This is a genomic window from Streptomyces sp. NPDC056224 (genome assembly GCF_042267665.1).
Lineage (GTDB): Bacteria > Actinomycetota > Actinomycetes > Streptomycetales > Streptomycetaceae > Streptomyces.
Genome location: NZ_JBHJTK010000008.1, coordinates 178,148 through 193,135 on the forward strand (window position 1 = coordinate 178,148; position 14,988 = coordinate 193,135).

Sequence of the window (14,988 nt, forward strand, 5' to 3'; positions counted from 1 at the left end):
TTTGACGGGGGGATCGGTGGCCGAGCCGCGTGGACGGATCGGGCCCGCACGTCCGGGCCCCGTCATCCGTCCGCTCGTGCTCGATGGGAACACTCCTGTGGCGACCAGCCCTGCTGCCCCGACCGCCGAACCGGTCGGCATCAGACCGACCCCCGGGGCCCCCGGCCCCGCCGCCCCACGGCGCAGCTGGTCCGTCCTCGCCGCCGTCCTCGCCGCCTCCTGGGCGGTGCCGCTGCTGCTCGACGCGCTCGCCCTCGACGTACTGCTCCTTCCCGTACTCGTCCTGACGACCGCCTCCCTGATCCGGGTGGGCGGCGGACTGCTCGACCGCCTCGTGGTCGCGTCCTTCCTGCTCTGCGGCGCGGTGATGGCGGCCGGCCTGCTCTTCTCCGTCTGGCCGTGGGGCCTCGCCCCCGTACCCGGCGCCGGTCTGCTGCTGACCGTCGCCGCCGTCTCCGGCTGGCTGGCCCGGCGCAGGCCCCGTCTCCCGCTGCGGCTGCGCGGTTCGGACGCGCTGGTCGCCGGCACCGTCGCCGTGGTCTGGCACTACGTCCACCACCCCGTGGCCGGAAAGCCGGCCGCCGACCGGCTGGCCTATTTCGTCACCTCCGAGGACCGGATGGGGCACTTCTCGTACTTCGCCGGGATCCGTCAGGTCGGGGGCTACGCCTTCCTCCACCAGGACGCTGCGCGGACGTACATGATGACGCCGTCCGAGGCGGTCTACCCGCAGGGCTCCCACTTCCTGCTGGCCTGGGTCGACGCCCTGGTGACGTCCTCGGCCGGGGCCGGCTCCGCCCTCGCCATGACGAACCGTTATTTCCTCTATGTCCTGGCCGCCTACGCGCTGTTCTGCGGCGCGCTGGTCTGGGCCGCCCGCTGGATCGGCGGCCCCCGCCTGCGCGGCTGGCGCGCGGCCGCGGTCTGCGCCACCGCGGCCGCGGTGATCGTGTCCGGATCGATGGCCGAGCTGATCGAACGCGGCTTCGACTCCGAGACCATCGGCCTGCTCTTCCTGGCCGTCGCCCTGGCCGTACTGGTGCGGCCCGCGACGGGCCGGGCCGAGTTCGTGCTCGTCGCGGCGGCCGGGCTGATCGCCGTCACGTACGTCTACAACCTGTACGGCGTCCTCGTCGGCCTCGCCCTCGCCGCGGTGCTGTTCGTCCACCGGCGGCGGTTCACCGGGCGGTGGATCCCGGTCCTCGGTGCACTGGCCGCCGCCACCCTGGTGGCGGGACTGCCCAGCGTCTTCTCCGTCCTCACGAAGCTGGACGTCGCCAAGACCTCGAACCTCGCCGGCCCGATGGTCATCCCCGACCGCCCCGTGTTCATCGGGCTCGGACTGCTCGCCCTGGTCGCGGCCACCCTCCCGGTGAACCGCCGCACGGGAACCGGCCGGATGGTCCTGGCCGTCGTCCTCGGCGCGGCCGCGGTGATCGGTGTCTTCGGCGCCTGGCAGAAGCACACCATCGGCTACTACTCGTACTACTTCGAGAAGCTGGCCGCCGCCGGACTGGTGATCGCCCTGCTCTCGCTCGGCCTGATCGGGCTGATGCTGCCGCCCGACGGCCGGGCGACGGGCCCCGCGCTGCGCCGCCGGGCGGACCTGCTGCTGCGCTCCTGCCTCGCCGCGGCCGCCGCGCTGGCCCTGTTCGGCAACGTCCAGTGGGGCGTGCCCTCCGGCTGGAGCCATCCTTCGGCCTGGTACGGCAGCCCCATGCTCAAGTGGGCCAGGGGAGAGGCCAAGGGCGACATGGGACCGGCGGCCGCCGTGCTGACCGAGCGCGACCTGCCGGGCGTCACCTCCCCGGTGATCGCCCTGTACAGCAACGACTCCTACTACAACCTGAAGTCGACCTTCCTCGCCCAGATCCTCACCCACCAGGCCGGCAACATGGTCGGGCTGTACGAGGTCTTCCACGTCAAGCTCGGCGGACCCGCGGCGGTGGAGGAGAACGAATACCGGACCTCGCTGGGCAGGCTGAAGACCGCGATCGCCTCCTGCCCCGCCGCGCCGACCGTCCTGGTGGGGGACCGGAAGACCGCGGACCGGCTCAGGGAGGACCTGGCCGCCGCCGGCAGCGCGGCCGTCGTGGTCCACGCGCCGCTGACCTAGTGCTACCAGGCGTGTCGCGGCGCCAGGCGTCGCGGGCCGGGCGGGACCCTCACCACACGCCCGAGGGGCCTCGTCCCCGCCCGGGGCCCGGACTACTGACCGCCGCCCGCGAGGTGCCAGAAACGGTCCACGATCTCGGCGAGGAACTCCCGGCCCGCGTCCCCGCTGCCCGCCTCGCCCTGGCCGCCGCCCCAGCTGAGCGTCGCCACCATCCGCGACTGGTAGTCCCCGTGCAGGTGCTCCAGCACCCGCTCCAGGTTGGCCTTGGGGATCGGCAGCAACTTGCCCAGCGGCTTCACGTACGCCTGCCAGCGCGTGGTCACCGCACTGCGCAGCAGCTCCGCCAGCTCCTCCTGCTTGCCGGTGGCCCTCACGAACTGGGCCAGCGTCAGACCGAGCACCGTCGCGAGGGAGACGGACTGGCGCTCGTTGCCCTTCCAGCGCCCGGTGTCCTCCATCTTCTGGTACGAGTTCGCCTCCAGCCCGATCCGCCGGGCCAGCTCCTCGGCGGCCAGCCCCCTGGCGATCCGGTGCTCCCGCAGGGTGACCGGCTCGGCCAGCAGCTCCCCGGGGGAACACCACAGGACGCCGGCGAGGGCGGTGAGCTCGGCCGAGGTGGGCGATATCTCGCCGCGCTCCCAGGCCGTCACGGTCTCGGGCGCGACGATCAGTCCGTACTGGGCGCGCAGGCCATAGGCGACATGACCGGGAGCCATGCCCAGGGCCGCGCGCAGGCGACGCGCGGCGGGGGCATTGAAAGGTGGGCTGGAGTGCACACGGCACACCGTAGGAGTGGCCGGGCTGTGGCGACTACAGACCAATCAAACAAGCCCATAACTCGTAGGAAAGTCCTATGGAGTGAGGGGGCTTTTATCGGTTTCCTGTGCGACTGTCCGGTAACCGGTGCGAGTGACGATCGGCTGCCCCCCGTACGTTTCCAGCCAGCGCCCGCCGGCGCAAGACCCCTCACAGCCCCTGCACAAACCTGAACCGCACGTCCACCCCGCCCCCGGCCGCCGCCCCGAGCCCTCCTCTTGCCTTGACGTCGGCGTCAAGGAATACGGTCGCTCCATGCGCATCGGCGAACTCGCGGAGCGGGCCGGGACCAGCACCCGGGCGCTTCGGTACTACGAATCGCGCGGGCTGCTGCCCGCGCGGCGGGCGGACAACGGCTACCGGACGTACGACGAGGACGACCTGCGGCTGCTGCGCCAGATCCGCACGCTCCAGGACTTCGGCTTCGAGCTGGAGGAGACCCGGCCCTTCGTGGACTGCCTGCGGGCGGGCCACCCGGACGGGGACTCCTGCCCGGCCTCGCTCGCCGTGTACCGGCGCAAGCTCGCCGAGCTGGACGGCCTGATCGGCCAGCTCGCCGACGTACGGGACCAGGTCGCGCGGCGGCTGGCCGACGCCGAGGAGGCCGCTGGGGAGGCGGCCTCCCCGCGCTGCGAGATGACGGGCTGAACGGCCCGCCCACACGACCGGCACGAGAGGGAACACGAGATGATCCACGCAAAGGGTGTCGCGGAAGTGACCGACGCGGACTTCGGGACGGAGGTGCTCGGCGAGCGGGGCAGGCCCGTCCTCGTCGAGTTCACGGCGGACTGGTGCGGCCCCTGCCGCCAGCTCGCCCCCGTGCTGTCCGCGATCGCCGCCGAGGAGGCCGACCGCCTGAAGGTCGTGCAGATCGACGCGGACCGCAACCCCGTCGCCGTCACGCGGTACGGGGTGCTGTCCATGCCGACCCTGCTCGTCTTCCGCGACGGCGAGCCCGTCCAGCAGATCGTCGGCGCCCGGCCCAAGCGCCGCCTGCTGCAGGAACTGGAGGAGCAGCTCGCTACGGCCTGAACCAGACCGTCGCCAGCGGCGGGAGCGTCATCCGCAGGCTCGCCGGCCGGCCCTGCGCGGGCACCGGCTCGGGCCGCAGCGGCTGCAGGAGGCGCACGCCGCTGCCGCCGTACTGCTCGTGGTCCGTGTTGAGGACCTCGTGCCACAGCGCGACGTCCTCCGGGACGCCGATCCGGTACCCGTGCCGGACCACCGGCGAGAAGTTCGACACGCACAGCAGCTGCGAGCCGTCCTGCGCGTACCGCAGGAAGGCGAAGACGTTGTCCTCCGCGGCGTCCGCCTCCACCCAGGCGAAGCCCTCCGGCACGGAGTCCCGCTCCCACAGGGCGGGCGCCGCCGCGTAGCCGCGGTTCAGGTCGCGCACGAGGGTGCGCACGCCCCGGTGGTCGCCGGCCGCCGCGTAGGAGTCGTCCAGCAGCCACCAGTCAGGCCCGTACCTCTCCGACCACTCCGACCCCTGGGCGAACTCCTGCCCCATGAACAGCAACTGCTTGCCCGGGTGGGCCCACATGAAGCCCAGGTACGCCCGGTGCGCGGCCCGCTGCTGCCACCAGTCCCCGCCCGGGATCTTCGACACCAGCGAACCCTTGCCGTGCACCACCTCGTCGTGCGAGATCGGCAGTACGAAGTTCTCGCTGAAGGCGTAGACCATCCCGAAGGTCATGTCGTTGTGGTGGTACTTGCGGTGCACCGACTCCTTCGACATGTAGCGCAACGTGTCGTGCATCCAGCCCATGTTCCACTTCAGGCCGAAGCCCAGCCCGCCGGCGTCCGTCGGCAGGGTCACCCCCGCCCACGCGGTGGACTCCTCCGCGATCGTCACCACGCCCGGGCAGCGCCGGTACACGGTGGCGTTCATCTCCTGGAGGAACGCCACCGCGTCCAGGTTCTCCCGCCCGCCGTGCTCGTTCGGCGTCCACTCGCCCTCGCGGCGCGAGTAGTCGAGGTAGAGCATCGAGGCCACCGCGTCCACGCGCAGCCCGTCGACGTGGAACTCCTCGCACCAGTACACGGCGTTGGCCACGAGGAAGTTGCGGACCTCCTTGCGGCCGTAGTCGAACTCCAGCGTCCCCCAGTCCGGGTGCGCGGCCCGCTGCGGGTCCTGGTGCTCGTACAGCGGCCGCCCGTCGAACTCCGCGAGCGCCCAGTCGTCGCGCGGGAAGTGCGCGGGCACCCAGTCGACGATCACCCCGATGCCGGCCTGGTGCAGCGCGTCCACCAGGAAGCGGAAGTCGTCCGGGGTGCCCATCCGCGAGGTGGGCGCGTAGAAGCCGGTGACCTGGTAGCCCCAGGAGCCGCCGAAGGGGTGCTCGGCGACCGGCATCAGCTCCACGTGCGTGAAGCCGAGTTCCTTCACGTACGCGGGGAGCTGCTCGGCGAGCTGCCGGTAGGAGAGCCCGGGCCGCCAGGACGCCAGGTGCACCTCGTACACCGAGAAGGGGGCCTGGTGCGGTGCGCGGGCGCCGCGGTTCGCCATCCACTGCGCGTCCCGCCACTCGTGCTCGCTCGCCGTCACCCGTGAGGCGTTCGCCGGAGGGACCTCCGCCGAGCGGGCCATCGGGTCGGCGCGCAGCGTGTGGCTGCCGTCGGGGCGCGCGATGTCGAACTTGTACAGCGCCCCGGCGCCCACGCCGGGCAGGAACAGCTCCCACACGCCGCTCGACCCGAGCGAGCGCATCGGGTAGGCGAGCGAGTCCCAGTACGAGAAGTCACCGGCGACCCGGACCCCCTGGGCGTTGGGCGCCCACACCGTGAACCGGGTGCCGGCCACCCCCTGGTGCTCGACGGGCTCGGCGCCGAGCGCCTTCCACAACTGCTCGTGGCGGCCCTCGCCGATCAGGTGCAGGTCCAGCTCGCCGAGCGAGGGCAGGAACCGGTACGGGTCGTGGATCTCGATCTCGTCGCTGTCATACGCCACCAGTAGCCGGTAGTCCGGCACCCCGGCCAGCGGCAGCAGCCCGGAGAACAGCCCGTCGCCCTCGTCGAAGAGCTCGGTCCGCAGCCCCTTGGCGAGGACGGTGACCGTCTTGGCGTACGGGCGCAGCACACGGAAGGCGACCCCGCCCCGCTGGGCATGGGCGCCCAGTACCGCGTGGGGGTCGTGGTGGCGGCCCTCCAGCAGCCGGGCCCGTTCCTCCCCGCCGAGTGCGGGCGCCGGCCGGACCCCGCGGGGCGGGGCGGCGCGGCGGGCCCGTGGTGCGCGCGGCTTCTTGGCGGACGCCGGGACGGGTGCGGCTTCGTCGTGGACGGTCGGTGACGGCTGTCGTGCGGCGCTCACGCGAGCGGCCTCCTCGGGGGCTTCTGATGGGGTTGGGGATGCGCGGAGACGGTGCCGGGGACGGGCGGGGTCGGTGGTACCCGGTGGGCGGGGCGCTGCGGCTCGGAGAGCCGCCGGATCGCGGCCATCGGGACGTGCAGCCAGTCGGGGCGGTGCCGGGATTCGTAACGGGCCTCGTACACGGCCTTGTCGGTCTCGTACGCGCGCAGCAGTACCGGGTCCTCGCGGGGGTCGCGGCCCGTGGTGCGGGCGTAGCCCTCGCAGAAGGCGCTCCGGCAGTCGTCCGCCCAGGCGGGGGCGAACGGCCGGTGCGAGCGCGCGGCGTAGTCGAAGGAGCGCAGTATCCCGGCGATGTCGCGCACGGCCGGTTCGGGGCGGCGCCGGTCGGCCAGCGGCCGGGCCGGCTCTCCCTCGAAGTCGATCAACGACCAGGAGCCGTCGAGGGTGCGCAGGGTCTGGCCCAGATGGAGGTCCCCGTGGATCCGCTGGGCGGGCACCCCGGCTCCCCTGGAGGCGGCCAGTGCGTCGAACGCCCCCCGCAGCCCCGCCTCGTAGGGCCGCAGCGCGGGCACCTCCCGGGCCGTGGCGGCCAGCCGGGCCGTCATCCCGGCGGCGAGCCGGGCGGTCTGTTCCGGGCCGAGCGCGACGGTGGGCAGCGCGGCGGCGAGGGCGCTGTGCACCTCGGCGGTGGCCCGGCCCAGCGCGTACGCCTCGGACGTGAAGTCCTCCCCGGCGTCCAGCCGGCGCAGGGCGAGCTGCCAGCCGTCGTCGGAACCGCGCAGGTACGGCTGGAGCACGCCCAGGGTCAGCGACTCGCTCCCGGGCAGCTCGGCCTCGTACCAGGCGACGGGCGCCGGGACACGGGTGCAGCCGACGGCGGCCAGGGCCCGGGGCAGCTCCAGGTCCGGATTGACCCCGGGGCCGACCCGGCGGAACACCTTCAGGATGTACGAATCCCCGTAGATCAGCGAGGAGTTGGTCTGCTCGCCGGACAGCGGCCGGGGGACGAGGCCGGTCGGGACGGGCGCGTCCGGGTCCCGGTCGAAGCGGAGGGGGCCGAGGCTGCCGGGGGAGCGCAATCGTTCCAGCAGCATCGCGGCGAGCCGGGGGTCGCCCAGCGCCTCGTACACCGCCCGGCCCGCGTAGGGGCCGTCCTCGGCGTGCCCGACCAGCGTGTGCGCGAGCGCGGGCGGCAGGGAGGGGCGGATGCCCAGGAGGAGTTGGTAGCAGTCCCCGTCGACGTCGAGGAGCAGGTGCAGGAGTCCGGGCGTGGACCCCGGGGGCAGTAGTTCGGCGGCCGAGACGGCCCTGAGCGTGCCGATGGTGCGGCCCTTGCCCGCGAACCAGCGCTGTGCGGGCAGCCAGGCCCTCAGCATCGGTTCCAGTGGGCCGATCCCGGCGGTCCCGGCGATCCCGGCGGCCCGGTCGGCCGTCAGCCGGCTCCGGGCGGATGCAGCCTCCGACATGGCGTCGCGTCCTTTCCCCGGGCCGTCACAGAATGCGCAGAGTGTCCCGGATGTGCGGCAGTTGCTTCTCCGGCGTGTGCGAGTGTCGGGTCAGGATGATCCGTACAGGGGCGGGCGATTGACCCATTCGCGCGGCCCGCCCCGTACCCGGCTACTGCTCGGCGCGCTGCTCGGTGCGCTGCTCGGTGCGCAGGCGGAACCAGTAGAAGCCGTGTCCCGCCAGGGTCAGCAGGTACGGCCACTCGCCGATCGGCGGGAAGCGCACATCACCCGTGAGCTCCACCGGGACCCGTCCGTTGAACGACCGCAGATCCAGCTCGGTGGGCTGCGCGAAGCGCGAGAAGTTGTGCACGCACAGCACCAGGTCGTCCCCGAACTCGCGCAGGAACGCGAGCACCGCCGGGTTGGACGAGGGCAGTTCGGTGTACGAGCCGAGTCCGAAGGCCGGGTTCGCCTTGCGGATCTCGATCAGCCGGCGGGTCCAGTGCAGCAGTGAGGAGGGCGATGCCATCGCGGCCTCGACATTGGTGACCTGGTACCCGTGGACCGGGTCCATGATGACCGGCAGGTTCAGCCTGCCCGGATCGCAGGAGGAGAAACCGGCATTGCGGTCCGGGGTCCACTGCATGGGGGTGCGCACACCGTCGCGGTCACCCAGCCAGATGTTGTCGCCCATGCCGATCTCGTCGCCGTAGTAGAGCACCGGCGAGCCCGGCAGCGACAGCAGCAGGGCGGTGAACAGCTCCATCTGGTTGCGGTCGTTGTCCAGGAGCGGCGCGAGCCGGCGCCGGATGCCGATGTTGGCCCGCATCCGCGGGTCCTTGGCGTACTCGGCGTACATGTAGTCGCGCTCTTCGTCCGTGACCATTTCGAGGGTGAGCTCGTCGTGGTTGCGCAGGAAGATGCCCCACTGGCAGCGCTCCGGGATCGCCGGGGTCTTGGCCAGGATTTCGGAGACGGGGTAGCGGGACTCTCTTCGGACGGCCATGAAGATGCGCGGCATGACGGGGAAGTGGAACGCCATGTGGCACTCGTCCCCGCCCTTCGCGTAGTCCCCGAAGTAGTCGACGACGTCCTCGGGCCACTGGTTGGCCTCGGCGAGCAGCACGGTGTCGGGGTAGTGCGCGTCGATCTCGGCGCGCACCCGCTTGAGCAGCGCGTGGGTGCGCGGCAGGTTCTCGCAGTTGGTGCCCTCCTCGGCGTACAGGTACGGGACGGCGTCGAGCCGGAACCCGTCGATGCCGAGGTCCAGCCAGAAGCGGAGGGCGGAGACGATCTCCTCCTGCACGGCCGGGTTCTCGAAGTTCAGGTCCGGCTGGTGCGAGAAGAAGCGGTGCCAGTAGTACTGCTTGCGCAGCGGGTCGTACGTCCAGTTCGAGGTCTCGGTGTCGACGAAGATGATGCGGGCGTCCTGGTACTGCTTGTCGTTGTCGGCCCACATGTAGTAGTCGCCGTACGGACCGTCGGGGTCCTTGCGGGACTGCTGGAACCACTCGTGCTGGTCGCTCGTGTGGTTCATGACGAAGTCGATGATCACCCGCATGCCGCGCTGGTGCGCGGCGTCCACGAACTCCACGAAGTCGGCGAGGTCGCCGAACTCGGGGAGCACCGAGGTGTAGTCGGAGACGTCGTAGCCCCCGTCGCGGAGGGGTGAGGCGAAGAACGGAGGCAGCCAGAGGCAGTCGACGCCGAGCCACTGGAGGTAGTCCAGCTTGGCGGTGAGCCCCTTGAGGTCCCCCACGCCGTCGCCGTTGCTGTCGTGGAAGGAGCGGACGAGCACCTCGTAGAAGACGGCCCGCTTGAACCAGTCGGGATCGCGGTCCTTGGCGGGGGTGTCCTCGAAGGTGTCGTGGACGGGATCGTTGATCATCATGTGGTGGGTGACCCTCCGGTGGGCGGGGACGGTCGCAGAGCCGCCAGTACGTGCGCGGGCGTGCGGCCCGGCTCTAGGCGCACGTAGTTGGCCCTGCCCCAGTGATAGGTCTCGCCGGTGAGCTCGTCGCGCACCGCGAGGGACCCGTGCCAGTCGAGGCCGAGTACCGGCATGTCCAACGAGACCGTCGCCTCCTGGGTGTGGTGCGGATCGAGGTTGACGACCACCAGTACGGAATTGGCTCCGGCGTGCTTCGAATAGGCGATCACCTGTTCGTTGTCGGTCGAGTGGAAGTGGATGTCGCGCAATTGCTGGAGGGCCGGGTTGCGGCGGCGCATCCGGTTCAGGGCGGTGATCAGCGGGGCGATGGTGCGGCCCTCGCGCTCGGCGGCGGCCCAGTCGCGCGGCCGCAGCTCGTACTTCTCGGAGTTCAGGTACTCCTCGCTGCCCTGCCGCACCGGGGTGTTCTCGCAGAGCTCGTAGCCGGCGTAGACGCCCCAGGCCGGGGACAGGGTGGCGGCGAGCACCGCGCGCACCTCGAAGGCGGGGCGGCCGCCCAGCTGGAGGTACTCGGGGAGGATGTCGGGGGTGTTGACGAAGAAGTTCGGCCGCATGACGGAGGCCGACGGGGTGTCGGACAGTTCGGTCAGGTACTCGGTGATCTCGGCCTTGGTGTTGCGCCAGGTGAAGTACGTGTACGACTGCTGGAAGCCGACGGAAGCCAGGGCGCGCATCATCGCGGGACGGGTGAAGGCCTCCGCCAGGAAGATCACGTCGGGGTCGGACTTGTTGATGTCCGTGATCACCTTCTGCCAGAAGACGACGGGTTTGGTGTGCGGGTTGTCCACCCGGAAGATGCGGACGCCGTGGTCCATCCAGTGCCGCAGGATCCGGCAGGTCTCCTGGACGATGCCGGCCATGTCGGTGTCGAAGTGGATGGGGTAGATGTCCTGGTACTTCTTCGGCGGGTTCTCGGCGTAGGCGATCGTCCCGTCGGCGCGGTGGCGGAACCACTGCGGGTTCTTCTCCACCCAGGGGTGGTCGGGGGAGCACTGGAGGGCGAAGTCCAGGGCGATCTCCATGCCCAGCTCGCGGGCGCGCGCGACGAAGGCGTCGAAGTCCTCGATGGTGCCGAGCTCGGGGTGCACGGCGTCGTGCCCGCCCTCGGTGGAGCCGATGGCCCAGGGCACGCCCGGGTCCCAACTACCGGCGGACAGCGTGTTGTTCGGCCCCTTGCGGTAGGTGCTCCCGATGGGGTGGATGGGTGGCAGGTAGACCACGTCGAAGCCCATGGCGGCGATCGCGGGCAGCCGCTCGGCGGCGGTGCGGAAGGTCCCGCTGACCGGAGCCCCGCCGGGCACGGCGACGGCTCCCTCGGACCGGGGGAACATCTCGTACCAGGATCCGAAGAGGGCGCGCTTGCGTTCGACGAGCAGGGGCAGCGGCTTGGCGGCGGTGACCAGCTCGCGGTACGGGCGCTTGGCGAGCGCCGCGTCCACGGCCGGGTCGAGGGCGGCCGCGTACCGCTCGGCGGCCGGCCGGTCCTCGTCGCGCATCGCCTCGGCGGCGGCCAGCACGGCCTCGCGGCCGTCCCGCTTGGGGATCCGGGCGCCGGCGCGCGCGTAGACCTCGGCGCCTTCGAGGAGGGTGAGGCCGGTGTCGATGCAGGCGGGGATCTTGATCGCCGCGTGGGCCCGCCAGGTGGCCACCGGGTCGCTCCACGCCTCGACGGTGTACGTCCACCTCCCCTCGACCTCGGCGGACACCCGGGCCCCCCACCGGTCGGTGCCGGGGGCGAGCTCGCGCAGGGGCACGGGGGGCCGCAGCCGCCCGCTCGGGTCGCGCAGCACGACGTGCGCGGATACGGCGTCGTGTCCCTCGCGGAACACGGTGGCGGAGATCTCGAAGACTTCGTCCACGACCGCCTTGGCGGGTCTGGCGCCGCAGTCGACGGCGGGGCGGACGTCCAGCACGGGAATGCGACCGATCATGATGGGCTCACCTGGGGGCAGTTCGCAGGGCTCGGTGACAACAGGCCAGCCGGTATCGCGGCTGGTAGTGCACGCTCTGTTCGCTCTGTTTCTAGCCGCTCGGTGGACGGCTGGGCTGCGGGCATGGCCGCTCCTGTCCGCGTTCACTCGGGTGGCGGGGAGAGGTTGGGGGCGGGTGCGCCGTGCGTGTACGACGTGTACCCGGTGAGCCCTTCCCACTCTCTCCCCGCCCAATCCGCGCGCTCGGTTAACTACTCGTACGTAGTGGCACGCCCGGAACCAAGCCCCGGATCGACATCCGCCCGGGCTCCGTCAAGTCGGCCAGGACTACCTGATGTAGTGACGGACAACGTGCTTCTCATCAGTCCCACGGGTTGCTTCAGGTTCGCCGGGCGGCAGGGGCGAACAGGACGAAAAGGGGGTGAATCGTGGATGCCGGAGCACGGGCGCACCGCTGCGTGGACGGCCCCCGAGTTGGCCGGTCCCGCACGGTCCGGGGTCCGGGGGGCGGCCGGTACGGATTGCCCGCGATCTCACGGAGTGGGACGGCGGTCCCGCCGAGTCGTGTACCTGTGGGGCGGACGGGGCGGACGTGCTCCGGATCGGCCCCCCGGCGCGGCGAGGCCCGGCGCGGCCCGAGGCGGCGAGGCCGAGCCGGTATGCCCGAGGCGGCATGGCCGAGGCGGCGGGGCGGCGCTAGCCTTCCGGGGGTGATGCGCGGATGCACAGCGTGGTGCGGCCGCTCCGATCCGTAATCCCCTGCGAAGGTGGAACACGTGAAGGCTATCCGTCGATTCACCGTGCGCCCCGTCCTTCCGGAGACCCTGCTGCCGCTCAGCGACCTCGCGCGCAACCTGCGCTGGTCGTGGCATACGGAGACCCGCGAACTCTTCCAATCCGTCGACCCCGAGGGCTGGCAGGCCGCCGGGGGCGATCCCGTCCGGCTGCTCGGCGCCGTTTCCGCCGCCCGGCTCGCGGAGCTGGCCGGCGACCGCCGCTTCCTGCGGCGGCTCGCCGTCGCCGCAGCCGACCTCGATGACTACGTGAACGGCGGGAGGTGGTACCAGAGCCAGGAGAACGGCACGGAACTGCCCGCCGCCATCGCCTATTTCTCCCCCGAATTCGGCATCACCGCCGCCCTGCCGCAGTACTCCGGCGGCCTCGGCATCCTTGCCGGGGACCATCTGAAGGCCGCCAGCGACCTCGGCGTCCCGCTCATCGGCGTGGGACTGCTCTACCGGCACGGGTACTTCCGCCAGTCGCTCTCCCGCGACGGCTGGCAGCAGGAGCACTATCCCGTACTCGATCCCAACGAACTCCCGCTCACCCTGCTCCGCCAGGACGACGGCTCCCCGGCCCGGATCTCGCTCACCCTCCCCGGCGCCCGGTCCCTGTACGCACACATCTGGCAGGCCCGCGTCGGCCGCGTGCCCCTGCTGCTCCTGGACTCCGACGTCGAGGACAACGACGCCGCGGCCCGCGAGGTGACCGACCGGCTCTACGGCGGCGGCAGCGACCACCGGCTGCTCCAGGAGATGCTGCTGGGCATCGGCGGCGTCCGTGCCGTCCGCCTCTACTGCGGGCTCACCGGCCACCCCGGCCCCGAGGTCTTCCACACCAACGAGGGGCACGCCGGATTCCTCGGACTCGAACGCATGAGGGAACTGGAGAGGGAGCAGGGACTCGGCTTCGACGCCGCCCTCGAGGCGGTCCGCGCCGGAACCGTGTTCACCACGCACACCCCCGTCCCCGCCGGTATCGACCGCTTCGACCGGGCCCTGGTCGCCCGGCACTTCGGGGACGGCGGGGAGCTGGCCGCCGTCCCCACCGACCGGATCCTGGAGCTGGGCGCCGAGTCCTACCCGGGGGGCGACCCCGGGGTGTTCAACATGGCCGTCATGGGGCTGCGCCTGGCCCAGCGAGCCAACGGGGTCTCCACCCTGCACGGGGCGGTCAGCCGGGAGATGTTCGCCGGGCTGTGGCCGGGCTTCGACCCGTCCGACGTGCCCATCACCTCGGTGACCAACGGGGTGCACGCCCCGACCTGGGTGGCCCCGGAGGTCGTCCGGCTCGGCGCCCGCCAGATCGGCGCCGGCCGCACCGAGGACGCCCTGTCGGTCGGCGGCTCCACCCGCTGGGACGCGGTCGCCGACATCCCCGACCAGGACGTGTGGGACCTGCGCCGGGTGCTCCGCGAGCAGCTGGTGCAGGAGGTGCGGGACCGGCTGCGGGCCTCGTGGCGCCAGCGCGGGGCCGCCGACGCCGAACTGGGCTGGGTGGACTCCGTGCTCGACCCGGACGTGCTCACCATCGGCTTCGCCCGGCGCGTGCCCTCGTACAAGCGCCTGACCCTGATGCTCCGCGACCCCGAACGGCTGCGCAGGCTGCTGCTGGACCCCGAGCGGCCCGTGCAGATCGTGGTCGCGGGCAAGGCGCATCCGGCCGACGACGGCGGGAAGCGGCTCGTGCAGGAGCTGGTGCGGTTCGCGGACGACCCGCGGGTGCGCCACCGGATCGTCTTCCTGCCCGACTACGGCATGGCCATGGCGCAGAAGCTCTACCCGGGCTGCGACGTCTGGCTGAACAACCCGCTGCGACCGCTGGAGGCGTGCGGGACCAGCGGGATGAAGGCCGCGCTGAACGGCTGCCTCAACCTGTCCGTGCTGGACGGCTGGTGGGACGAGTGGTTCGAGCCCGACTTCGGCTGGGCCATCCCGACCGCCGACGGGGTCGGCGCGGACGAGGACCGGCGGGACCACCTGGAGGCGAACGCGCTCTACGAGCTGATCGAGGGCCGGGTGGCGCCCCGGTTCTACGACCGGGTCGGACGTACCGGGCTCCCGGTGCGGTGGATCGAGATGGTCCGGCGCACGCTCGTCTCGCTGGGGCCGAAGGTGCTGGCCGGGCGGATGGTGCGGGAGTACGTGGAACGGCTCTACGCCCCCGCGGCGCTGGCCCACCGCGCCCTCACCCCCGACGCGGCACGCGACCTCGCCTGGTGGAAGGGCCGGGTCCGGGCGGCCTGGCCGCGGGTCGGCGTCGAGCACGTCGAAGCCCTCGCCGCGGCCCCGGTGGGCGGCACCGCCGAGCTCGGGGCCACCCTCACCCTGCGCGTGCAGGTGGCGCTGGACGCGCTCGGGCCCGAGGACGTGGAGGTGCAGGCCTTCGCCGGGCGGGTGGATCCGCAGGACGTGATCCGGGACGGGCGGAGCTTCCCGCTGAAGCCGGCCGCCGGGCCCGACCTGGACGGCCGCTGGGTGTACGAGGGCCCGCTCGCCCTCGACCGTACGGGGCCCTACGGGTACACGGTCCGCATCCTGCCGGCGCACCGGCTGCTGGCGAATCCGGCCGAACTGGGCCTGGTCGCCGCCCCGGTGGACACGGACGCGGGAGGCGGCGTACTGCTGCGGTGACCC

Annotated in this window: 9 protein-coding genes; 4 read left to right on the forward strand and 5 right to left on the reverse strand. The window is 72.1% G+C overall.

Annotation, left to right across the window (positions count from 1 at the left end; genetic code table 11):
* Positions 1-97 precede the first annotated feature (97 nt).
* The gene (locus ACFCZ1_RS13980) at positions 98-2,116 is read left to right on the forward strand and encodes a hypothetical protein (protein ID WP_376678606.1); all 2,019 of its coding nucleotides are present in this window, start codon (positions 98-100) and stop codon (positions 2,114-2,116) included.
* 92 nt (positions 2,117-2,208) lie between these two features.
* On the opposite strand, the gene ACFCZ1_RS13985 is transcribed toward ACFCZ1_RS13980, so the two are convergent.
* Entirely contained in the window at positions 2,209-2,832 is a 624-nt protein-coding gene (locus tag ACFCZ1_RS13985; RefSeq protein ID WP_376678667.1) for an XRE family transcriptional regulator, read from the reverse strand.
* 355 nt (positions 2,833-3,187) lie between these two features.
* On the opposite strand from ACFCZ1_RS13985, the gene ACFCZ1_RS13990 reads away from it, so the two are divergent.
* Both ACFCZ1_RS13990 and ACFCZ1_RS13995 read left to right on the forward strand, forming a co-directional pair.
* Positions 3,188-3,580: a MerR family transcriptional regulator gene (locus tag ACFCZ1_RS13990; protein WP_376678607.1), complete on the forward strand. Its 393-nt coding sequence runs from the start codon at positions 3,188-3,190 to the stop codon at positions 3,578-3,580.
* 39 nt (positions 3,581-3,619) lie between these two features.
* Positions 3,620-3,964 (forward strand): thioredoxin family protein, encoded by a 345-nt coding sequence (locus tag ACFCZ1_RS13995; RefSeq protein ID WP_376678608.1) that lies wholly within the window; start codon positions 3,620-3,622, stop codon positions 3,962-3,964.
* Here the strand turns inward: ACFCZ1_RS13995 and glgB are convergent.
* The 4 genes from glgB to ACFCZ1_RS14015 form a co-directional block, all read right to left on the reverse strand.
* On the reverse strand, positions 3,954-6,242 hold the full coding sequence (gene glgB, locus ACFCZ1_RS14000) for a 1,4-alpha-glucan branching enzyme (RefSeq protein WP_376678609.1): 2,289 nt from the start codon (positions 6,240-6,242) through the stop codon (positions 3,954-3,956). The genes ACFCZ1_RS13995 and glgB overlap by 11 nt on opposite strands.
* On the reverse strand, positions 6,239-7,708 hold the full coding sequence (locus ACFCZ1_RS14005; RefSeq protein WP_376678610.1) for a phosphotransferase: 1,470 nt from the start codon (positions 7,706-7,708) through the stop codon (positions 6,239-6,241). The genes glgB and ACFCZ1_RS14005 overlap by 4 nt, the downstream gene beginning before the upstream one ends.
* A 151-nt stretch (positions 7,709-7,859) precedes the next feature.
* Positions 7,860-9,581: a maltose alpha-D-glucosyltransferase gene (gene treS, locus ACFCZ1_RS14010; protein ID WP_376678611.1), complete on the reverse strand. Its 1,722-nt coding sequence runs from the start codon at positions 9,579-9,581 to the stop codon at positions 7,860-7,862.
* Complete coding sequence (locus ACFCZ1_RS14015) at positions 9,578-11,572, reverse strand: maltotransferase domain-containing protein (protein WP_376678612.1); 1,995 nt, start codon at positions 11,570-11,572, stop codon at positions 9,578-9,580. The genes treS and ACFCZ1_RS14015 overlap by 4 nt, the downstream gene beginning before the upstream one ends.
* Positions 11,573-12,348: 776 nt before the next feature.
* Here ACFCZ1_RS14015 and glgP point away from each other — a divergent pair.
* Positions 12,349-14,985 (forward strand): alpha-glucan family phosphorylase, encoded by a 2,637-nt coding sequence (gene glgP / locus ACFCZ1_RS14020; protein WP_376678613.1) that lies wholly within the window; start codon positions 12,349-12,351, stop codon positions 14,983-14,985.
* Positions 14,986-14,988 lie beyond the last annotated feature (3 nt).

Excerpts from the sequence above, each read along its gene's own strand:
- ACFCZ1_RS14015 (WP_376678612.1), bottom strand. The coding sequence starts at position 11,572 with ATGATCGGTCGCATTCCCGTGCTGGACGTCCGCCCCGCCGTCGACTGC.
- ACFCZ1_RS13995 (WP_376678608.1), top strand. The coding sequence starts at position 3,620 with ATGATCCACGCAAAGGGTGTCGCGGAAGTGACCGACGCGGACTTCGGG.
- ACFCZ1_RS13990 (WP_376678607.1), top strand. The coding sequence starts at position 3,188 with ATGCGCATCGGCGAACTCGCGGAGCGGGCCGGGACCAGCACCCGGGCG.
- ACFCZ1_RS14005 (WP_376678610.1), bottom strand. The coding sequence starts at position 7,708 with ATGTCGGAGGCTGCATCCGCCCGGAGCCGGCTGACGGCCGACCGGGCC.
- ACFCZ1_RS13985 (WP_376678667.1), bottom strand. The coding sequence starts at position 2,832 with ATGGCTCCCGGTCATGTCGCCTATGGCCTGCGCGCCCAGTACGGACTG.
- treS (WP_376678611.1), bottom strand. The coding sequence starts at position 9,581 with ATGATGATCAACGATCCCGTCCACGACACCTTCGAGGACACCCCCGCC.